19 protein-coding genes and 1 pseudogene are annotated in these 21,295 nt (G+C 35.0%); 5 read left to right on the top strand and 15 right to left on the bottom strand.

What is annotated here, in order from left to right; all coding sequences use genetic code 11:
• Positions 1 to 7: 7 nt before the first annotated feature.
• Together CLOCL_RS23025 and CLOCL_RS23020 are read right to left on the bottom strand one after the other, a co-directional pair.
• Complete coding sequence (locus CLOCL_RS23025) at positions 8 to 484, bottom strand: helix-turn-helix transcriptional regulator (protein ID WP_245532843.1); 477 nt, start codon at positions 482 to 484, stop codon at positions 8 to 10.
• Positions 421 to 897, bottom strand: a complete 477-nt coding sequence (locus CLOCL_RS23020; protein ID WP_245532842.1) for a helix-turn-helix transcriptional regulator — start codon at positions 895 to 897, stop codon at positions 421 to 423. The genes CLOCL_RS23025 and CLOCL_RS23020 overlap by 64 nt, the downstream gene beginning before the upstream one ends.
• Before the next feature lie 373 nt (positions 898 to 1,270).
• On the opposite strand from CLOCL_RS23020, the gene CLOCL_RS04345 reads away from it, so the two are divergent.
• The 5 genes and pseudogenes from CLOCL_RS04345 to CLOCL_RS04325 all read left to right on the top strand — a co-directional run bounded on the left by CLOCL_RS04345 (position 1,271) and on the right by CLOCL_RS04325 (position 7,075).
• On the top strand, positions 1,271 to 4,210 hold the full coding sequence (locus CLOCL_RS04345) for a stalk domain-containing protein (protein WP_014254198.1): 2,940 nt from the start codon (positions 1,271 to 1,273) through the stop codon (positions 4,208 to 4,210).
• A 207-nt stretch (positions 4,211 to 4,417) separates the two neighbouring features.
• Positions 4,418 to 4,771 carry an IS66 family insertion sequence element accessory protein TnpA gene (gene tnpA / locus CLOCL_RS04340; RefSeq protein WP_014253714.1) on the top strand — a complete coding sequence of 118 codons (354 nt, stop codon included), beginning with the start codon at positions 4,418 to 4,420 and terminating at the stop codon, positions 4,769 to 4,771.
• On the top strand, positions 4,768 to 5,121 hold the full coding sequence (gene tnpB / locus CLOCL_RS04335) for an IS66 family insertion sequence element accessory protein TnpB (protein ID WP_014253715.1): 354 nt from the start codon (positions 4,768 to 4,770) through the stop codon (positions 5,119 to 5,121). The genes tnpA and tnpB overlap by 4 nt, the downstream gene beginning before the upstream one ends.
• 64 nt (positions 5,122 to 5,185) lie before the next feature.
• A pseudogene (tnpC, locus tag CLOCL_RS04330) lies at positions 5,186 to 6,794 on the top strand (IS66 family transposase).
• Positions 6,791 to 7,075 (top strand): hypothetical protein, encoded by a 285-nt coding sequence (locus CLOCL_RS04325; protein WP_014253716.1) that lies wholly within the window; start codon positions 6,791 to 6,793, stop codon positions 7,073 to 7,075. Before tnpC ends, CLOCL_RS04325 begins: the two are co-directional and overlap by 4 nt.
• Before the next feature lie 191 nt (positions 7,076 to 7,266).
• Here CLOCL_RS04325 and ltrA read toward each other — a convergent pair whose 3' ends face one another.
• The 13 genes from ltrA to CLOCL_RS04265 all read right to left on the bottom strand — a co-directional run bounded on the left by ltrA (position 7,267) and on the right by CLOCL_RS04265 (position 21,285).
• Positions 7,267 to 8,511 (bottom strand): group II intron reverse transcriptase/maturase, encoded by a 1,245-nt coding sequence (gene ltrA, locus CLOCL_RS04320; protein ID WP_014254197.1) that lies wholly within the window; start codon positions 8,509 to 8,511, stop codon positions 7,267 to 7,269.
• A gap of 576 nt (positions 8,512 to 9,087) precedes the next feature.
• Entirely contained in the window at positions 9,088 to 9,234 is a 147-nt protein-coding gene (locus CLOCL_RS22420; protein WP_169313375.1) for a hypothetical protein, read from the bottom strand.
• Between the two features lie 72 nt (positions 9,235 to 9,306).
• Positions 9,307 to 10,254, bottom strand: coding sequence for a copper amine oxidase N-terminal domain-containing protein (locus tag CLOCL_RS04315; protein WP_014254196.1), 948 nt, complete (start codon positions 10,252 to 10,254; stop codon positions 9,307 to 9,309).
• A gap of 85 nt (positions 10,255 to 10,339) precedes the next feature.
• Positions 10,340 to 12,952 (bottom strand): Athe_2463 domain-containing protein, encoded by a 2,613-nt coding sequence (locus tag CLOCL_RS04310; protein ID WP_014254195.1) that lies wholly within the window; start codon positions 12,950 to 12,952, stop codon positions 10,340 to 10,342.
• Complete coding sequence (locus tag CLOCL_RS04305) at positions 12,949 to 13,719, bottom strand: copper amine oxidase N-terminal domain-containing protein (RefSeq protein WP_014254194.1); 771 nt, start codon at positions 13,717 to 13,719, stop codon at positions 12,949 to 12,951. Before CLOCL_RS04305 ends, CLOCL_RS04310 begins: the two co-directional genes overlap by 4 nt.
• Positions 13,720 to 14,287: 568 nt before the next feature.
• Positions 14,288 to 14,611, bottom strand: coding sequence for an Ig-like domain-containing protein (locus tag CLOCL_RS20925; protein ID WP_052306575.1), 324 nt, complete (start codon positions 14,609 to 14,611; stop codon positions 14,288 to 14,290).
• Between the two features lie 87 nt (positions 14,612 to 14,698).
• A complete protein-coding gene (locus tag CLOCL_RS23770; protein WP_148263771.1) occupies positions 14,699 to 14,803 on the bottom strand; it encodes an Ig-like domain-containing protein in 105 nt (34 codons plus the stop codon).
• Positions 14,763 to 15,083: a hypothetical protein gene (locus tag CLOCL_RS04295; RefSeq protein WP_027622600.1), complete on the bottom strand. Its 321-nt coding sequence runs from the start codon at positions 15,081 to 15,083 to the stop codon at positions 14,763 to 14,765. Before CLOCL_RS04295 ends, CLOCL_RS23770 begins: the two co-directional genes overlap by 41 nt.
• Before the next feature lie 106 nt (positions 15,084 to 15,189).
• Entirely contained in the window at positions 15,190 to 16,212 is a 1,023-nt protein-coding gene (locus CLOCL_RS04290; RefSeq protein WP_014254193.1) for an HlyD family secretion protein, read from the bottom strand.
• Entirely contained in the window at positions 16,205 to 16,681 is a 477-nt protein-coding gene (locus tag CLOCL_RS04285) for a hypothetical protein (protein WP_014254192.1), read from the bottom strand. Before CLOCL_RS04285 ends, CLOCL_RS04290 begins: the two co-directional genes overlap by 8 nt.
• A gap of 965 nt (positions 16,682 to 17,646) precedes the next feature.
• Positions 17,647 to 18,681 (bottom strand): site-2 protease family protein, encoded by a 1,035-nt coding sequence (locus CLOCL_RS04280; RefSeq protein WP_148263769.1) that lies wholly within the window; start codon positions 18,679 to 18,681, stop codon positions 17,647 to 17,649.
• 428 nt (positions 18,682 to 19,109) lie between these two features.
• Positions 19,110 to 19,505, bottom strand: coding sequence for a hypothetical protein (locus CLOCL_RS04270; protein WP_014254189.1), 396 nt, complete (start codon positions 19,503 to 19,505; stop codon positions 19,110 to 19,112).
• Between the two features lie 91 nt (positions 19,506 to 19,596).
• The gene (locus CLOCL_RS04265; protein WP_338029039.1) at positions 19,597 to 21,285 is read right to left on the bottom strand and encodes a peptidase domain-containing ABC transporter; all 1,689 of its coding nucleotides are present in this window, start codon (positions 21,283 to 21,285) and stop codon (positions 19,597 to 19,599) included.
• Positions 21,286 to 21,295 lie beyond the last annotated feature (10 nt).

Genomic DNA, 21,295 nt, shown 5'->3' with positions numbered 1-21,295 from the left:
TGTCATATTAAGTATATTTTTTCAGACAATTCTCAAGTTTATTTTTTAAATTGCTGCGAACATGTTCAGGCTCTATAACTTCAGCATCTTCACCGAATGAAAGAATATATCCGTACAACCAATCTTCATCCGGCAAATCCACTGTAACATAAAAATATCCATCCTCATTTTCTTTGACAGAATCATGGCCAAATTCGTCAAATACACGAAATGCCATTCTTTTATGTATTTTTAATACTACTCTGACCGTCTTTATATCAACTTCCTTTGACATTATCGGAATGTTTTCAGGGCAATCTCGAGTATATGAGTTTTCTATCATTTTCAGGTTTTTTATCCGGCTGATTCTGAATATCCTAAAATCATTTTTTACACGACAAAAAGCATAAACATACCAGGCATAGCCTTTGAACAAAAGCTTTAACGGTTCAACAACTCTTTCCGTATTTCTTTCGTTAGAGCCATAATAGCTAAAGGATACCATTTTTTTATTAAAAATTGCTGTTTTAACTCCCTTTCATCAGTGCCACTTCCCCAACGTGAGAAATCGACATCAATCCAACCGGTACTGCTTTTCCCAAATATACCTGCCAATTTGTTTAATATAGGTTCTACTTCTTTCACGTTAATGGCTTTAAGACTGTGAAGAGATGAAATAATCTCCATCTGTTCATTTTCCGAAAGCATTGACTTATTAAGCACAAAGTTCTCAAGAAGACTGATACCTCCACCTTTGCCTTTACTGGTGTAGACAGGAATACCGGCACTGCTCAAAATATCAATATCCCGGTAAACAGTCCGACGAGAAACATTAAAGTTGTCAGATAATTCCTTTGCTGTGACGGTCTTTTTGCTAAGCAAGATATAAACCATTTCAATCAGCCGATTAATTTGCATATTTTATCACCTGAATTCATTATATCATACACAAAAATATACCCATCCGGTTTATTCCTTTATTCGTCCACCATAAAATCCCCAGTTTTCCATGTAAATTACAGCAGATTCAAAAACCTATTTCTTTTTGCCTCAATTTCTGCTTCTCAATGAGCCTATGAATGGATTGGACCATGATGGTGTTGAAAATTTTCAAACTGCTTCAACTTTCTTTATTAATTTAAGTCGATGTTTAATCTTTCCTAAAATTGCTTTAAGAAAAATCAGAGTTATACAAAAGAGTTATCTAATTTTAATTTTACTGTAATTGTATTCGCAAACAATAATTGATAAAATTAACTTAAATATAGTTATTATAAAGGGGGGGGTTATCATGAAAACCTCGGTAAAGAGTATTGTTACAGCATTAGTCTTGGCATTAAGTATTTTCAATTTCGGCTTTGTGACGGCAAAAGATTCGGAAGACAAAAAAGTCAATGGGTTTGCAAAAATTGAAGGTGACTATGCTTTAAAAGATGACGGCTCATTATGGAAAATCAACCTGTTTTATAGTGAGGAAAATGAAAAGATAGCCGATGGATTTGTAGATATCGACTCCGACAAATATACATATACTTACACAGCTCTTAAATCTGACGGTTCATTATGGGCCTGGGGAATAAACTCCCACGGACAGTTTGCTGAAGTAGACCTTCCGGCAAGTGATATTCCGGTAAAAATAATGGAAAACGTTAAAGAAGTTTCCGGTTTGATGGCTATCAAAAATGACGGCACTGTTTGGACTTGGGGAGGTCAAAAGTTTTTCGATGCCACTTCAAAAGTAAATAAACCTGTGATGATTTATAAAGGTGCAAAATCTATCTCTTTTTCCGATTATTTCATAAAGATAGTAGATAACGACGGAAAGCTTTACCTTGTCGAAAATACCAATACCCTTTCCTACGATGAAGTTCAAAAGAAAAAAATAAAAATTAGCGATAATGTTAAATACGTTAAAGGTGACCTGTTCATTAAAGAGGACAAGACACTGTGGCAGATTGAATATTCCCATGAAGACACAAGTACATACAAAACAAGACTGGTACTTAAAAATGTTATATATGCTGATTCTGCCGACTGTTCAAATTGTGCGATTCAAGAAGACGGTACTTTATGGGTATGGGGATTTAGCGATGACAATATACCGGAATATATAAAGGGATATCCTGTAGAACCTCAAAAAATTATGAGTAACGTAAAGTATGCTTCCTGTTCACTGCAAAGTGTCTTAATTGTAAAGCAAGACGGCTCACTGTGCGGATTAGGAACGGTATCTCCGAAAACCGAATACAGCATTCCAAGGATTTTAATGAAAGATGTAAAAGAGATGTTCAAAAATGGCCTGGCACTTGCATATGATAATACTTTATGGCGTATTGTTCACAATTTTGCCGGCAAATTTGATGTAATAAAGATTTCCGATAATGTTAAGACCATCACGGAAGATGGAATTATAGAGAAAATTGACGGTACTAAGTGGAAACTTATGAATAATACTGACCAACATATTTTAGAGCCTATAGAAGCCTCAAGTGTTACTGTTGGCTACAACTTTAAATTAAATTATGACGGAAGCCTCTGGAAGCAAAAAACAAGCTATGAAAGTGGCACTTATAAAGTCGAGTATGAAAAGTTTGATGATGATGTAAAAAAAGCTTATGTAAGCGATCACCTTATATACTATATTAAAGATGACAATTCTCTATGGGTGGGTCTAAATAATAACGATATCGTTTATGCTCCGGAAAAGGTTCAGGCATTGTCAAGACCCCTAAAATTATCCGATGGAATAAAGGAAGTAAAATGTACCGATCCTTATGTTTTTGCTGTATCTACTTCCGGCGAACTGCTCGTATGGAGAATAAATCTAACAGAACCTACTCCGGTTTCCACTGAACCGAAAAAAATTACTGAAGACGTCGAATCTTTTGATAACGGAATACTTGGACTTTTAGGCATAATAAAAAAGGATAGGTCTTTGTGGAGCGGATTTTCAATTGATGAATATCTTCAACCTGATAATGTAAAAGAAAATTACGCAGATATTATGGCGGAAAATCTGGTTAAGGATTTTGACAACATCGAAGAAATTAAAGTTTATAATGAAAACTTCATAATTAAAAAGAACGGTGAATTATGGCTTAAAACCGATTACAATTCTTCCGGCATGAGTTCCTACAGCAAATTCATGGACAATGTTATATATGCCGAAGCTTATACATCCAACGGCATAAGAGAGGGAATAGCTTTATGTGCTGACAGCAGTTTGTGGGATATTTCTGCACAAGAACCGAAAAAGCTCCTCGATAAAGTCAAGGAAGCCCATTATGATCCTGCCTTCAAAGTTTATGCTGCACTGCAAGAGGACAACAGCTTCTATGTTTGGGGACACAATGCTTTTGGAGAATGCGGTATTGATTCACCGGAGGATATTATCACAGAACCTCAAAAGCTGTTTGACGACGTAACATGGTTTGAAATTGGATATGCAAGCATGAAAGCATTGCGAAAGGATGGAACATTAATGAAATGGGGTTTGGGCTTCCCAATAGCCCATAGTGTGCCCTACGTTATCAATCCTTTGAACTCCGGAAACTTTGACAAAGATACAATAATACAGCATAGGAATTTTGCATCCATCGGTGTAAAAGAACAGTTGCCTATGATTGTTAAAATAAACGATCCTGCATACAACAAGGATGTTAAGGTGATTTTCAACACAGGAAACCAGTTGATACTGGATAAAAGTACCGAAAATTATTATATCGGAACGTTCCCGGGATTTGATAAATCCGGCAAGATAAGTTACCGTATCACTGCCTCCGATAGCAGCGGTAACCTAATTACTTCCGAGGAATATGAGGTTGAAGTTCTGAAAAACGATATAGTAATGTTCGATTACACGAATGAAGAAGTTTTTGTTTCGGATGCACAAATATTTGTAGACGGAAAGGAACTGTATTCTGATGTAAAACCTGTTATCAAGGACGGCAGAACTTTACTTCCTGTTCGTGCTTTGTGTGAAGCCATAAATGCCGATGTTGAATGGGACGACAAATCCAAAACCGTTAAAATATCGGCAAAAGACAAAGAAGTCAGTATGAAGATCGGAGAAAAAGATATTTTGGTAAACAATAAAAAACAAAGTATTGACGTTCCTGCCATCATTGTATCGGGAAGAACTATGCTGCCCTTAAGAGCAGTTGGAGAAATAATCGGAGCTGAAGTTGAGTGGAATGAAAAAGACAGAAGAATTGATGTTTCCTTAAAATAAAACTTATATATTGGTAAACAAAAAAATTCATTTTAAAATGCTTATTAAATAACACAGATCACAAACCCGAAAATAGAAAAAGCCAATAAGTCTTTATAAAAGACACATTGGCTTTTTCTGTACGTAACCGTCAAATAGATCATCACATAGTAAAATGGTTGCATAGTTGATACAATCACTGTAAAAAAGAATAAACGGAGTGATTGTATGGACATGGAAAAAGTAACAACTGAACAACAATTATCTAGGTGGGCACAATTAATACAAAACCGGCTTGAAAGTGGGCAAAGTATCAAAGAGTTTTGCCGAACGAATGGAGTAAGCAAAGCTACATACTACTATTGGCAAAAGAAAGTCAGTGAAGCAAAGTGTACAGTAGTTGAAGAAGTAAAAGAACCCAAAATCGAAGTACCAAGTGGATGGATGCAGCTTGCATCGAAACCGGTGTACCCTGCAAAAGCTACACTGGAAATTAAAATTAATGGCTGTAATGTCACTGTAAATACGGAAACAGACTTAGAATTATTGAAAAAAGTTTGCCAGGTGTTGATGTCGTTATGATAAGATGGAATGAAAAACCAGTGTATCTTTGCGGAAGATTAACGGATATGAGGAAATCTATCAACGGATTAATAACACTGGTACAAGAAAGTTTCTCACTTGATCCGTTTATGAATGCACTGTTTGTGTTCTGTAACAGAAATAGAAACAGGATAAAAATCCTTGAATGGGATGGAGATGGGTTTTGGCTGTACTTTAAGAGGCTAGAACGAGGGCGATTTCGCTGGCCAACAGAAGAAGATTCAACCACAATGCTTCTTGATGTAAACGAATTAGCTTGTCTTATTGATAGTGCCAGATTAGAGAAAAAGCTCAGGAGAAAGGAAGTTTTAGAGCGTCAAATTTCGTAAGAAGAAATTCAAAAAAAGGATCAAAAAGCTGGATTTAATGTAATTTTTATGGTAATATTATCCCATGAAGAGACAAGAAATTTCAGTAGAAAAATTACTTGGTATAATTGAAGAAAAGGATCGCAGGATTGCCGAGTTGGAACAGCAAGTCCAATGGTTCATGGAACAAATGCGCCTTTCAAAGCGTAAACAATTCGGTGTTATCTTGGCGAACAAACAAAGATTGAGCAAATCAATCTTTTTAATAATGAAGAGGAAGAGACTCATAATTTAGCTATTACCGAGCAAGAAAGGATAGAAGTAAAAGCTCATTACCGTAAGAGAACACGTCTAACAACAGATAAACTTCCTGAAGATTTACCGGTGGAGGTAATAGAGCACAAGTTACCCGAAAAGGGATGTATTTGCCAGGAATGCGGTAGTGAATTGCATACAATGGGAAAGGAAACTCGTGATGAGTTGAAGATTATTCCGGCAAAAGCGGTAATAGTGCGTCATATTAGGCATGTTTATTCATGCCGGAACTGTGAAAAACATCCGACCATACTTCCATTGTAAAGGCAGATATACCGGAACCGGTCATAAAGGGAAGTTTTGCATCTCCTGAGACAATTGCCCATATAGCTACACAAAAATTCATGATGGGGTCTCCCTTATATCGTCAGGAGCAGGAATGGAAACAAAATGGCATTGAGATATCAAGGCAGACAATGTCAAATTGGTTGATAAAAGCCTGTGAGAATTGGCTGGAACCGATATATGAGGAGATGAAGAAACGGCTGTGTGAGCATGAGGTACTGCATGCAGATGAAACAGTGGTACAGGTGCTAAAAGAACCAGGGAAGGCGGCACAGTCGAAGAGTTACATGTGGCTGTACCGAACGAGCGGGGAGGCAAAACATCAGATAATACTTTATGACTACCAGCCGGACAGAAAACATATACATCCGGAGGAATTTCTAAAAGAATTTAGTGGATATTTACATGCAGACGGATATAACGGGTATTACAAGCTGCCCGAAAAAATTACTGTAATAGGTTGTTGGGCCCATGTACGGCGAAAGTTTTTTGAAGCGATGGAAGCCCTGCCCAAAGAAAAGCAAGCAACATCTAATGCAGCAAAGGGAGTAACATATTGTGATAAACTGTTTCATTTAGAGAAACAGTTTGCATTGCTATGCCCGGAAACCCGGTTAGAAGGAAGAAAGAAGCAATCAAAGCCTATCATAGATGAATTTTATGATTGGATAAGAAAATTAAATGTACTACCCAAAACCCATCTGGGTAAAGCAGTACAATATGCGCAGTCCCAGCGAAAATATCTTGAGAGGTATATACTGGATGGACGATTGGAGATATCAAATAACCGAGCAGAGCGAAGTATAAAGCCTTTCGTAATCGGACGGAAGAATTGGCTTTTCAGTAATACGCCAGGTGGTGCGAGAACGAGCGCGGTGTATTACAGTCTTGTTGAAACAGCAAAAGAGAATGGATTGAATCCTTTTGAATATTTGTCATGGATATTTAGTCAAGCCCCTAATCTAGGGAAGCCTGGTTATGTGAGCACATTTGCTGATTTTCTGCCTGGTAGCATGAAAATACCTGCTAAGGTGTTTATACCGCAATCCAAAAGAACAGAGCCTGAGAAATATGCGTGGGAGGAAGATGAATGAAAGTTGGAAAACATACGATATTTATGATCAAATTTATCACGTATTTTATTAATGGGGGAATAGAGAGGTATTTATTTGATATAGATTATTCTGGTTATGTAATAGAGCATTTTCCATATATGGAGAATGAGAACAGCGAATTAGCAGAAAGATTTGCTTATACTGTGGATCAGGCATATGAACTCGGAACATCTCTTGGTTTGTCAGATGAAGAGTTCAGAATGGAAATTGCCAATGCTTTCAATGAATGGTTGGGTGAAAAAAGACCCAACTTAATTTAGATGCACATAGGTTGTAAAAATTAAAGATTAAGTTTTGGTTGAAAAAGTTTTATCGATTTACAAAACTTTTCCAACCATTTTTATTAATGATTGTGTCATTCATGTGCGGGCCTGGTCGAGTAAACCCGGGGAATTTCACCCCGAGTTTCTCACGGAACCGTACGTGATAGTCTCCCATCATACGGCTCTTGTTATCCAATCGTCGGACGTATCCCTATTTTCCAGTGGTAGAATAAATCAGATTTAGATTTTGCTAGACGTGCCAGATATCTATATGCTTTTCCTTTACTTCCTCTAATTCTTTTATACTTTTTCCTACACCACTTGATTAATGAGAGATTCACATAATTTAATATTTTTATTGCTTCCCTTGAACAAAATTTTGAAAAGTAGTTAGCCCAACCCCGTATTACTGGATTCATTTCTTCCGCAAGCTTTTCTATGGATACTATTTTGTTGTTCCTTCTTATTTCTCTTATCCTATCCCTAAACTTTTGACTTGCTTCTTTGCTGACTGCCGGAGTAAATGCATTGAAGAAGTTGCCATACTTGCTCTTGACTAACCTTCTCCTGAAGGTATACCCAAGAAAATCAAAGGATTCGTGCTCGTGTCTTTCTGTATTTTTGTCACTTCTACAATATACAATGCGAGTCTTTTCCGGGTGTATCTCAAGTTTACATTTAAGCATTCGTTCTTTTAGTTTTCCTAAAATATATTCCGCTTCTTCCTTTGTTTTGCAGTGAATTATTCCATCGTCTGCATATCTTACCCATTGATTCCCCGGAAATTCCCTCTTCATCCACATGTCAAATGCATAGTGCATAAAGAGATTTGCTAAAACCGGACTTATTACTCCGCCTTGTGGTGTTCCGCATTTCCTTTGCTGTATCGTCCCGTCCGGCATTTTTATTGCTGCTTTTAGAAACCTCTCAATATACAGGATAATCCATTTGCTATCTGTATGCTTTCTTACCGCCCTATTTAATAATTCGTGGTCTATATTGTCAAATAGTCCTTTGATGTCAAATTCCAATACCCATGGCGTTTTCCAGCACCTTTCCCTAGTTACTGCTACCGCTTCAATTGCTGAACGGTTTGGCCTATATCCATATGAATTACTACTAAATATAGGCTCAACTAACTGCTCAAAGCTCATGCGGACGGTCATTTGTGCCACTCTGTCTTCTATTGTCGGTATCCCCAGTAACCTTTTCTTCCCGTTTTTCTTTGGTATTTCCACTCCCCTAACTGCTTTCGGAAAGTAGCTCCCTGATGACATCCTGTTCCATAGCTTGTATAGGTTGTTCTTCAAGTCCTTTTCAAATTCTTCAAAGTTAACACCATCAACTCCACTTGCACCATGATTCGCTTTTACACGTTTGTATGCTTCCAGGACTTGATGTCGTGAAATCTCAAACGACTTTCCTTCTTCCATTAAATCCTCCCATTTCTGGTTGTTTAAATTCTGAAGTATAGATAACAGAATCCCTTCGCTCCATTACCATTACAGTAACTTCTACACTACTACGAATTCTTCCGCATCTATGCTCTACATCGCTACTTTCATCCTTGTCATTCCTTCGCTTGGATTTTTCACTTTACATTAGAGCACAGACTTCTCCTGTTCCTTGTAAGAGCCTGTACCAAGCTCCTGCAATCTCTACGCCGACAGCCATCTGAACAGTAATCAGGTTCCCTTCAGATTTATCCCGCGTGGTCAAAAACACCCGGTTTCGACTGTATTTACGTATTAACGACGCTTCCTCGATTGTTCATTTTCATTCAGCTTCCTGGTACGCACTTGATTGATTCATCAACCTTTTCCTGTAACGCTCAATACCACAGCTTTTGACTGCAGCACCTACAGGCAGTTTGAAACCTGCACCTGAATACCGATTTCGAGAGGCCTACTCTCATCTCCTACAAAGCATGATTCATTGCGTTTATTCCCCCTCCTTTTGTCGCAATTTCATCTTCAGGACACACTTTGACGCTTACATTTATTATTATATTAACTTCCAATAAATTCACCGGTGTCAGATCCAACTATAACCTTATAGTTCTCGCCTTGTGCAATATCTGGGCTGATGATAATTACCACCTCAAATTCAAGTTCCGGTGTATAAGAGGAAATTAGTTCATTTAACACGTAGTCCACTTACCCTTGGAACTAAAATAAAAAGGCCCTGGCAGCTTAAAAAGCACCAAGACCTTTATTTAATCTCACAAACTACTTATTGGGGAAAGTAATGGAACACTTTTCTCCCTTTTCATTTGTATAGTTAACAACAAAGCCTTCCTCGGTAACTTTAATAGTACCATCATACCTATAAACTCCTTGGTTAGCCAGTTCATAACCAAAGTACGCTGTATCATCCTTGAAACCCTTAATCTCTCCACTCAGTACATCTTCACTGTATTCTGATGATTGAACAGCTAACTCTACATTATAATTAAGTCCACCCAATCCAATCTTCATAAAAAATTTCTCAGGCTGTTTAGATTTCATATATCCACGATCATCTTCTACTGATTTATCCGCTTCAATATATGGTGTTGCAACCATCTTTAGTGCAGCTTCAATAAGTTCAGGAACATATTCTTCTCCTTTGGACGAAATTGTTATTTTTTGAGTTTTACCGTCCCATTCCACATTTAAACCCATTTGTTCTGAAACAAACCTTACAGGAAGCATTGTCCTTCCGTCTTTAATTACCGGTGCTTGTTCTATAGATATATTATCTATGGGAACATATTCACCAACTATATAATTATCGCTTGTCTCGGCAACATTACTACCTATTGTCAATTTGATATATTTATATGTACTCAATGATCTGAAATATTCTACTGAACCTTCTGAGCTATCTATTGTATACATACCAATCTTATTAAAAATTCTAACAGCTTTCTCTTCGTTATCCCACCAAACCGTATACCCCAAGGCTTCCGATATAAATCTCAAGGGTACCAATGTTCTGCCACTGCTTGCATCAATATACGGGGCAACATCCAATGTTACACTTTTGCCATTAATTATAGCATTAGTACTATTCACCTGCAGTACAACTGTCGTTCCTGAAGCTTCCGCCAACACTTTACTTGGCATGATTACACCTGCAAACACTGCTATCAACAGACCTGCCGCCAAAATACCAAAAAAGCTTTTTGAGTTCATAAAATACCTCCTATAGTGTTTGTATAATGTACTGCCAATTAAAATCATTAGTAAGACAGATTGTACATATATTGTCTTTTATACTTCAGCGTCCTATTATGGAATTTTGGTCATCATAAAGCGTACCCTTTACAGTTACCTCAATGGTATCAAAATTGTATACTCCTTTTAATGTGCCAAGTTTTTTAAATTCACTGTTTGCTTCAGACAGTGCAATATCCCCAATCCACGCTGCTACCGTATATTTTCCGTCCGGCATGTTTATATACGTATATACCTTTCTATTATCGGGATTAATTTTGATGATAACTGTTGTTTTCTCAGTAACTTTGTACATTTTCTGTCCGTCTTTTATATATTCTCTGTATTTGTAGTTTTCCTTGCTTCCAAGAGTACCGGACTCCTCATAGCCCTCAAGTATCGCCTTGAAAAATTCGTGGGTGTATTCGCCACTTTTTTCACTGTGTTTTAATTCTTCAAAATCACTGGTGTAGTTCGTTTTCTCCACATAGAGCATCTTCACACCGTCACCCCCGGTCGGATCTTTTGCTGTTAATGCAGCAGGTCGTCTTACATAAGTGTTTCCACTTTTGCTCAGTAATTCGTTTTGCAAATTTACCGGTTGATTATTGCTGTTTATATACATTAAATCCGATTCATAGCGGAAGGAATTGATGACTGCTTCGACTATTTCTTTGTGGTCTTTTGTTTCAGTTTTTGTCGGCTTGTATGTAACTGTTTCAACAGTAAATGTATACGTTCCTGTAGGGTTAAAATAATATCCTGCCTTAATGGGATAATCCACATTTTTTAGACCTATATCCGATGAAAAAACAGCCTTGTCATATTCGGATTTTCTGTAATCCATATTTCTCGCGGCTTCACGGCTTCTTTTGTAGTCCTCTTTCATAGTTCTTAATGTATTCCACTTAACTACAGCACTATTCTGTTGTGTAAAAGTCCTTTTATAACGGCCCGGTACTGCCGTCCATCCATATAGTGAGCCATCTACATCTTGGTGGCACATCCAGCGTACCACATCCAACTTATAAGGCTCGCTTGTCCACCACAAGTTCTTCTGTAAATAATTTGGTGTATTGTTCTCTATTTTATTTTCAAAAGTCTTTGCCGGTATTGTAGGTTTGCCGTTGTATATTTTAGTCGTTATGTTTTTTGTATCGGTACCGGAATCAAAATCTGCACTGGTAATACCCGTTCTCGTTTCTGTGTATGTACTCCCATCCTCATTAGTTTTGGTAATGGTGTATATGTAATTGGCATAAGCCCTGCCCTCAAAAGTAATCTTTCCTGTGGCTGTTTTTGCAGCCGGTCCGTCCAGCCATTTTCCTTCCATAGGATTGTCATAAGTATTGCTATTTGAATCATATGTGGCATCTTTCCTATGTATTGTTGTGCTAATTTCCGGATATTTTATTATAGTACCTGCCGATTCATTCACTCTTATTGTTTGATCTTCAAAGCCTCTGAACAAGTTAATGGAATTATTGTAGATATTTAATGCTCCCCAGGCATTTCCTGTCAACCTTCCCGTAGGTGCTGAAAGTTTTGCAGTTATAGCCTTGCCGTTAGCTAAAGGAAAACTGACTTTCCTGCTCAATATATTGTAGTCAAGTTCTATATCTCCAAAGGTGTTAATTTTTAACGCCGGTGTTATCACCGCATCCAAAACATTGTTATCAAGATAAGTTTCCGGGGGATTTGATCCTTCTTTGTTTATCTCAAATTTAACATTAACCTCATGTTCCGGCATCTCAAATTCCGCCAAAAGCGCTGTTTCACCATCCGACGATATTTCAATCTTTCCGGTATCCCTATCCTCATAGCCATAATACTTTACTGAAGGTACCGGCTTATTGGTAACCTTATCTACAATCTCCCATTTAAAAACCGGTGCATTTCCATCGGCTTCAGTCAAGTCTCTTTTAAAAGTAGATTTAATTTGTACAAGTACTTGTACTTTATCACCAGCTACAACACTTGACGGTATTTCTTCAAATTGTACACTAAGGTCACCCCTAAGTCCTTCCGGCGACAGTGGTACTGTCAGATAATTTCTACCGTTGTTATGAAACATAATGCCACATCCCCAGCTTACGCTTGTGGGCGGCTGGTATATGTGGACATATTTGTGCCATTGTCTTTCTGCAATTTTGTCATCAGGGAAATCCAGCAGTGAACCGTCAGGATTCTTTCTTGATATTAGTTTTAACCCCAACCTTATGCTCTCCTCATATAGTGGGTTGTTATCAAAGGCATTCTCTCCCTTAACTTCTGGTCTCATTTTAGTATTTGGATCTCTTTTAGGATCTTCAATCCAATCTCTATCCCAAAGTCCTGTTGTTGAAGTCACATCATTTGGGAATAGATAATTGGTAAAAATTGCATCCGACATGGTATAACCTAAATACCTATATCTACCTTCTTTAAAATCGCCATGAGGATTCCCATAAACAATATAATTCCTATACCCTGATAAATATGGGTTAGTAGAAAGAGGTTTTCCATTTTTATTTGATAATTTAAAATACTCTTCATTATAAATTCCTGATGAAATGAGTTCCTTATTTGCTAACTCAACTAGTTGTGGCCTTGTTATTTCTTCTGTAGCGTTTATGTTAGCAATTACAGTAGCAGTTATGAAAAAAATAGCCAAGACAATAGCTATAACCTTTCTCACTGCAAAACTACACCTTCTTTCCATACATCTAACATAAACGATATACCTGCAGCTTCAGCAGTTACAATTTTGTTACCCATTTTATACTGTTTCAAAGGTAAATCATCCTCTCTTTTCTTCTTTTGTCTTAAATATTGAAAGACCTCTTTAGCAATAGATTCACCGTACTTTTCGGCAAACATTTTCTCAGCTGCATCTAACCTTGCTTTCATCAATTCCTGATCTGATGAAAAAGTAATAGACATACTATATTCAACATATGTTAGGTTTGTTTCAACCTTAATCCATCCATACACAGGATCTTTCGTAGCCTGTGGTGTAGGTACTACTCTTCCTTCCGTATCAATATACACTGTTTTTATTACACTATCCCATCTTACAGTAGCCCCAAAAGCTTCTGCCACATATCGAGCTGGCACAAAAGTTCTGTCTTCATGTAACAATGCTGCTGTATCCATTTGTAGTGTTTTCCCGTCCAGTTCATATTCCTTCTTTCCTATATAAAGAACCAATTTCTTATTCCCTTTTACAAAAACTGCTTTCTGTGCTGCACTATCCCAAGTTACTGTTGCTCCCAGCCTCTCTCCTATAAACCTTGCAGGTACCTGTGTTCTTCCATTGGAATCTATAAAGGGCTGTGCATCAGGGAAAAATAATCTATCTCCGTCTACCACTATGCGAAGTGGCATCTCTCCAAATACATTTAATACTGAAAATATTGATATCATTAATAGTGCTACTGCTATAACTAATGCAAACTTCTTCATAGCAAATATCCTCCTCTAAAACATCTAGTAATATGAATTATCTTCTGTACCGCTGTACTTTTTCGTTATTCCTTGAATATATGCTATTTTTTATATCGTCAACTTTAATACCATAATTTATGTTATTATTATATATTTATACAAATACATTAAACAAGCAGACTTTATCACATCAACATATCTTGCAGATAATGTATATACTTTCTTTTAATAGTAATGCTTTTTATTTAGTATTAAAAGGAATAAAATTTAGCTCATTTTCTGAGATTACTACTTGATATTTTACAAAACGGCTATTTTTAGCTTCTAACAATAATATAAAAATCGATAAAAAATTAAGATGGCATACCATAATTCTAAAATTTAGCGAAAACAAGCTAATTTATGAAAAGAATTTATTGACATCTAATTAGGTTTAAACACAAATGTTAAATATCTTTACTTTTTTGCAATGTGGAAAAATTATTTCACTTTAGCAATAATTCCTAATGTGACTAATGATAAAACAATACTCTATAACATAGTTTTTATAACAGTAACTATCCACGTTAAAATGCTATACCAACTCTTAACTATAGCACCACAAGACAGCACCTATAACCTGTCTCACTGCAAAACCACGCCTTCTTTCCATACATCTAACATAAATGGTGTCTTTTTTGGGTAATACTTTTAAAACAAATGAATTTTCCTTATTTCCTGCTTTTGCAGTTATTACAGTTTCTCCTTCCGAAAGAGCAATAATTTTGCCAAGTCCATTGACAGTAGCTACTTTTTCATTGCTTGACGCATATCTTACGTTTTTGTCAGTTGCATCATAAGGAAAAACAGTTACTGACATCAGTTGATTATCTCCAACCCTCATTTCTTTTTTATAATCACCGAAATCCAATTCTGAGACCTCTACATATGTATCTTTTGGATAATCTGCCGTCAGTTTGAATTCCTCACTTACTCCATCAGCAGCTTCAATAGTAATTCAGGTTGTACCAGGAGATACCACAGTAATCCTTCCCAACTCATTTACTTTTGCGACCGACTCCTTACTTGAGTAATATCTTACTTTTTTTATCAGTAGCGTCAAGCGGCAATACTGTAACTACAAGAAGTTGTTTCTCACCAACTTCCATGTTTGTTTTGTAGTCTGCTATATCCAAATCGGTAACTTTTATATAGCTTGTTTCTTCATTTTCTTTTTCATTTTCTTCAATTTTTTCTTCCAGAAGCTCTCCGAGTTTATCATTATCATTTTCCACTGTTATCTCAGTATTCTCTTCAGCAAATATATAATAATTATTAGGTTGTAAAAACATTATAAAAACTTTTAAAAATAATATTATTAATATTAAGCATTTTTTTGACATCTCTTAACTCCTAACTTGTTAATATGTCCAGTGATTCCACCACATAATCAAATAAGACACTTGATCATATTGAATACGTGCCTCTACCGGCATACCATTTGAAAAATTAACCTTTTAACCTTTTTTTACTTATTATGTATGTATTGTCCGGTATTATATCAACTTTAAAATAACTTGTTCCTTTCTCACTGTCCGTTGTTATATCATTATCCTTTCTAACTACTTGTCCCGTTATTGTTCCATACACAGTCTCTGCCAGTCCTGAGACTGCAATCTTGACTTTATCTCCAATAGAAATTCGTGCTATGCTATTAGCATCAACATACGCTTGTATCTTATATTCATCCTGTTCAGAAGCAATATTGGCAATAGCGCTTCCCGCCTGAACCACCATTCCTTCCTTATATTCAGCTAACATATGTATTTTTCCAGTAGCATTAGCCTCCACCTGATATTCCTCTTGTCCACTTCCAACCGCTTCAAGTTGGAGCTCTATTTTTCTCAATTCGTTTTCGTATTGTTGGATAGAATCTTCAATTGATTTTAAAGTGGAATAATAAATCTCAGTTATTTTATTCTGATTTTTCTCTATTTCGTTTTCTATTTGAGCATCAGTATAACCATATGACTTATACATTTCCGCATCGAATTTCTGTTGTGCAATCTGACTTTTGTAGTTTTCAAATTGATAATAATATAGATTATCTTTTTCATCACCTTCATTAAAATAGTTTATATCATCCTTTATAGAAGCTGCTAGCTTCTTAAGCTGCCTTATTTTTTCCATACAAAGCTCTTTTTTCCCATCCAACTGTTTAGCCTGTAAATCAAACTCTGTACTTTTTATTGTCAAAAGCACGTTTCCTTTTTCAACATAAGTCCCTTCTTCAATATTAATATCCACTATTTTTCCGCTATATGGTACCATTACATAGTTTTTGTTAATACTTTGAACCATTCCGGGAGCTTTAATTATATCTATTTTAGGGGTTAATATACTCCAAATTATAATAGTAATTATTAATGCCATAACAATTATTATTATCATGTAAGCAAATCCAGGTACATTTTTATCATAAAGTATTCTACTATCCTTTAATTCATTTAAAGTTTTAACTTGATTACTCACCGTCAGCACGCTCCATAAACACATCCGCGACTATATTGTCATCATTTTTTGCTACAAATACGGTGTAACTGTCACCTTTTAGCGGTATATCTTCTTCAAAAGCTATGAGGTTGATTTTATCATACGCATACTTTAGTTTGCTTTCTTCTCCTATATATCTTGCATACATACAGTTCTTAACTCTTATAACCGACTCCATTTTATATGGTACTTCAACATTATGTATAAACGTATTTACTTGTTTTAACAATTTAACAACGAATTTTCCTACCTCATTACCATTCAAGTCAACTCTTGTATATTGAATAAAGGGTCCTACTGGTTGAGCACCTTTGTTCCTAATATAATTTTCCATTTGCAAAATCTCTTTATTTATATCAGAGTTTTCAATCAAATCAATCTCCTTAATTAAAACATTTGTCAGCTTTAAAATTTTATTATAGCTTACTTTTATTTTTTCATTATTCATTTCTAATCCTCCCTCTAATATTCATATCTTTTTCTCCAATAAAAACTATCAAACAATTTATTATTTAGATTGACCTGATAAAATCGGTTTTTTAAAGCTACATATCCTTGCTCCACTTTAGTCCAAAATGACGTTTCAAACAACTGATGCACCCTTCTGTCTCTAAAACTAAACTACTCTCAAACTCAATTCTCTCTTTGGACATCCTGCTTAGCTCTGAAATTCAGACATGCTTAACTCCTGCTTCATACGATAGTCTCTCATTATTAGAATCATAATACCCTCTAGTCAAGAGTTATCTCCCATAGAGCTTTGCAGAATATCTCTGTGTGTTTTCTCAATATTCATGGTATCTAATAAGTCTTCTCATAGTTTTCTATATTTTTATCTCTGAGATAAACATCTTTGTTAAATGTCATGCTCCGCTCACTATCTTCCGTTCTTCCACAGTTATTTTACCGATGATTCCCCGAACTAAAGTCTTTCAATAAACTTGCTTCGATTAATTTCATCGATGACTTCTTTTTCGTACTTAGCAGTAATTTTATTAAGGCAGTAGGATTAGCTACTTTCTGTACAAGCTGTATCCGACAGAAAAAATCGATACGTAAAGTTATGTGTAACTTCAGGAACAAGAACGTCATAGCTTAGTTTCTTATAGTGTTTTGAAAAACAACATTCTTATACATTAACCGGTACAGTCGTACATATGCGATAGATATTAAATCGTCCACCTATAGGATTTTCAAAAGATTTATTCTCCATGAACTCATCGTTCTTTTCTTGTTCAGTAATAAGTTTATACACAGTCTCTGATATAAGAACATGTAATACAGCTAGTTGATTCCAAATTGTAAAATCCTATATTAAGATACTTGGAACCTTTTTTGTACATTTGCATTACATTGGACAATTTAAACCAGCTCGCGTCTTACAAGTTTTTCAAAGTTCTTTTATCTGTTTAGCTATTTACTATTTCTTAGCCCATTAATATAAACTTCATCACTAATATATCCATCAAATAATCTATAAAAAGTATAAAATGTATCAGGTTTAATATTCTTTCTGTCGCTCAAAATTGCGTAATTATCTTTGTGTAAAATTATTTGTTCCGCTTGCAATTTATAATAATTATCAACTTCTCCCTTTGGAAAATTTATAATTAAATCATTATAAAGTTTTTCAGCTATTTCATGTTTACCAATAAACTCATAATAACAAGCAACTCTAGTAATAAACTTTTTGTATATCTCAATGTTTTTCACTTTGGAAAATTTATCAGTATTTCTATAAAAATCTTTTAAATATATTTTTATTGACTCCGGCAAATCAATTTTTGCCGCCAAAAAGTCAGATATAAAACCTGTTGCAATTGAAATAGCATCAATATTTGTTATATCTTCTTCTACCTTCCTTTCAAAAATTTTTATCAGCATTTTCCTTAAATATGTATTATTCCTTCGAATCTCATTGTAATTCGATGACAGCTTTATGTAATTAAAAATAAACTGTGCAGAAATTTCATTATTTTTAAACATATATTTATATGCAAAATAATCTCCTCCCACATTTCCCGATCTAGCAAAACAATTGATCACTAAAACAAAATTTATAGCAAATAATAAACCTCCTACATCTACTAAACTTTTATTTTCACCTGCCACATATCCTATAATTATCAAAACCAATCCTAAAATTGTCATAATAATACCGGATATTGTTGCACATAACATCGAATTCGCAAATGCCTCAGTCACTCTCTTGAAATCATCATCATTATTTATTTCAAATAGATCTACAACAGATGCCCCCATGAGACCTACACAATTAAAATTTATTAGCGTTTTCCAATTATTTTTATTCTTTATAAAACAAAAAGGATAAATATATATTGCTCTTATTCTCATTCGGTGAAAAATATAAGCTAAAGAATGAGCAACTTCATGAACGGTAATAGATATATAGCAAATAACAATAAAAAGCAAAATATAATCTATCATCGAAAAACTTTCACTTTTTAATATACAATTAAACAGATAGTATATGCTTAAAATATACAGGCAAACAATTAAAATATTTAAAATTAAACTTCTTATGTCTACTTTCTTCACATATATCTCCTGCCAATTTACGCACTTCTCAATATGATTATTTCTTTTCAAAGTAATTAGTCCATATAATTTCAAATGTAAAAACTGGTATAAAAATGATTAAAAATCCTAAAATTCCGGATAGCTTAAACCACGATAAAATAGAGCTGGATATAAAAAGCACTAATACTAACAATAAAAAATACTTTTTTCCTCTTTTTTTTGAATATGTATTATTCATTATTGTTCCTCCATTTAAAATATACTAATTGTATTATTAAATAATCCTAGTCAAGACTGCAATATTGCAGCCTTGACTATTTAAAAATAAATTACTCTTATATCTTAAGTGTAAAGTCCGGCAAGAATGGGACATCACATATTTTGAATTTCTTTCCTTTTAAACTGTTAATTCCATATGTAACCGCAGCTGAAGCTATTATTGGCACAACACTTCCCCAAGCTATAAGAAATGCACCTACATATAATGTTCCTGTTCCTGCTGTACCTAATTCTATTGCTGTAGCAATAGCTGCCCCTGCAGCAGCTAAAGCGGCTTCTGCTGTTGATTTCGTTAAAGCTCCTCCAAGTGCCGACAATATGCTGATTATTAAACTGTTATTACTAATTTGTATCCACAGTTCGCCTCCTCCATCAACATAAGTCATCTCTTCTTTATCCATTACAACATAGTTACTAGGCATTAACAATGTTCCGTCATAATTCATTTTCATTCCATAATCCTCCTTTAAGCTAGAATTTTTCCTTGATTGCAACCAAGTGTAAAATATTATGTTAACATTAATGTAACATTAATGTTACATCCTAATAACACATTTCTTCTTCCCCGGCGATTGCTATTTCTTCTTTCAATTCCTCCACATCATTCTTCGTAACAAAATTCCCCTGTTGCATCTCCCAAAGTTCATAATACTTTCCCTTAAGTGCTATTAACTCTTCATGAGTACCTTTCTCAATAATTTCACCTTTATCAATTACAATAATTTCATCACAATTCTTTATAGTTGCCAATCTATGTGCAATAATCAACATCGATTTATTCTCGAATTTATTGTAAATCATGTCGAAAATTATACTCTCTGTTGCAAAATCAAGATTACTTGTGGGCTCATCCAATATATAAAATTCACTCTTTTTAAGAAATGCCCTTGCCAAAGCAATCCTCTGCTTTTCTCCACCGCTCAGTCCGTTTCCCGATTCCTCAAGATAAGTATAATATTGCAATGGAAGTCTTTTTATAAATTCATGAGCACCTGCTTGTTTCGCTGCTTCTTTAACTTCTTCCAAAGTCGAATTCATTTTTGTAATCCTTATATTGTCATAAATACTTTTGGAAAAAAGCTCTACATTCTGAGGAACATATGATATCGCTTTTCTAAGTGAACTGTTACTAAATTCGCTGATATCAACTCCATCAATAAGTATTTCTCCATTTTCCGGCTCATAATATTTGAGCAACAATTTAGCAATCGTAGATTTGCCACTTCCGCTGCTTCCAATCAATGCTACTTTTTTTCCTTTCGGAATTCTGAAAGAAATATTTTTAAGAACCGGTTTCCTATTTCCATATCTAAAAGTAACATTTATAAACTCAATATCCCCCTCTATTTTCTCAACATTTTGATAACTGCCATCTTCCTGCTCTATCTCACTGTCTAAAATCTCCGCTATTCTTTTCATTGATATATTCGCTTCCTGTATCTGTAACTGTAATTGGACAAGCCTCCCTACAGGTTCCATAAAATACCCGGATAATGTAATAAACGCCATCAGACTTCCTAATGATATTTCATTATTAATAACTTGCATAACCCCTATATACATCAATGCTAAATTACCAACAGTCTGTACAAGGCTGGATATGGAACCCTGAATATTAGACAGCATTCCTCCCCTTAATCCTATTCTTAACAACCTTATATATTCTCTTTCAATGTTCTCTAATTCCGTTTCTTCATTCGCATTCCCCTTAATTGTTTCAACTGCTCTCAGTCCTTCAATTATTTGTGAATTTAGCACTGAAGATTGTTGCATCTGTTCTTCATTAAGTTTTTTATACGGCTCTTTAAAGACAAATACTAAACCGATACTTATTACTGTAAGGAAAAGAATCACCACAAATAGAGCAGCATTCATCTTAAACAAAATCACACCGGTTATCAGTGTCATTAAAATATCAATAATCAACGTCAAAGCAATATTTGTAAATATACCTTTAATGGTAAATGCATCAGAAAATCTTGTAATAATATCTCCAGTTTTCCTTGAAGCAAAAAACTTCATCGGAAGTTTATAAACGTGTTCAAAATAGCCCAGCAACAAAGGTATATCTATTTTCTGGGACAAATATATCATCATCCACTGTCTTATAAAACCAATTACCACTTGCGTAACCGCAATAACTGAAAATATTATCAGCACTGAGACCAGCATACCTTTTAATTGGTATGGCAATATTTCATCCATAATTACTTTATTGAAAAGTGAAGACACTATTCCCAAT

It is taken from the genome of Acetivibrio clariflavus DSM 19732, from assembly GCF_000237085.1.
GTDB classification, from domain to species: Bacteria; Bacillota; Clostridia; order Acetivibrionales; family Acetivibrionaceae; genus Acetivibrio; species Acetivibrio clariflavus.
This window is presented reverse-complemented; position numbering and strand designations above follow the sequence as displayed.

Coding starts and splice junctions, on each gene's coding strand:
- CLOCL_RS23025 (WP_245532843.1), bottom strand. CDS start 484: ATGGTATCCTTTAGCTATTATGGCTCTAACGAAAGAAATACGGAAAGA.
- CLOCL_RS23020 (WP_245532842.1), bottom strand. CDS start 897: ATGCAAATTAATCGGCTGATTGAAATGGTTTATATCTTGCTTAGCAAA.
- CLOCL_RS04345 (WP_014254198.1), top strand. CDS start 1,271: ATGAAAACCTCGGTAAAGAGTATTGTTACAGCATTAGTCTTGGCATTA.
- tnpA (WP_014253714.1), top strand. CDS start 4,418: ATGGACATGGAAAAAGTAACAACTGAACAACAATTATCTAGGTGGGCA.
- tnpB (WP_014253715.1), top strand. CDS start 4,768: ATGATAAGATGGAATGAAAAACCAGTGTATCTTTGCGGAAGATTAACG.
- CLOCL_RS04325 (WP_014253716.1), top strand. CDS start 6,791: ATGAAAGTTGGAAAACATACGATATTTATGATCAAATTTATCACGTAT.
- ltrA (WP_014254197.1), bottom strand. CDS start 8,511: ATGGAAGAAGGAAAGTCGTTTGAGATTTCACGACATCAAGTCCTGGAA.
- CLOCL_RS04315 (WP_014254196.1), bottom strand. CDS start 10,254: ATGAACTCAAAAAGCTTTTTTGGTATTTTGGCGGCAGGTCTGTTGATA.
- CLOCL_RS04305 (WP_014254194.1), bottom strand. CDS start 13,719: ATGAAGAAGTTTGCATTAGTTATAGCAGTAGCACTATTAATGATATCA.
- CLOCL_RS04295 (WP_027622600.1), bottom strand. CDS start 15,083: ATGTCAAAAAAATGCTTAATATTAATAATATTATTTTTAAAAGTTTTT.
- CLOCL_RS04285 (WP_014254192.1), bottom strand. CDS start 16,681: ATGAATAATGAAAAAATAAAAGTAAGCTATAATAAAATTTTAAAGCTG.
- CLOCL_RS04280 (WP_148263769.1), bottom strand. CDS start 18,681: ATGATAGATTATATTTTGCTTTTTATTGTTATTTGCTATATATCTATT.
- CLOCL_RS04270 (WP_014254189.1), bottom strand. CDS start 19,505: ATGAAAATGAATTATGACGGAACATTGTTAATGCCTAGTAACTATGTT.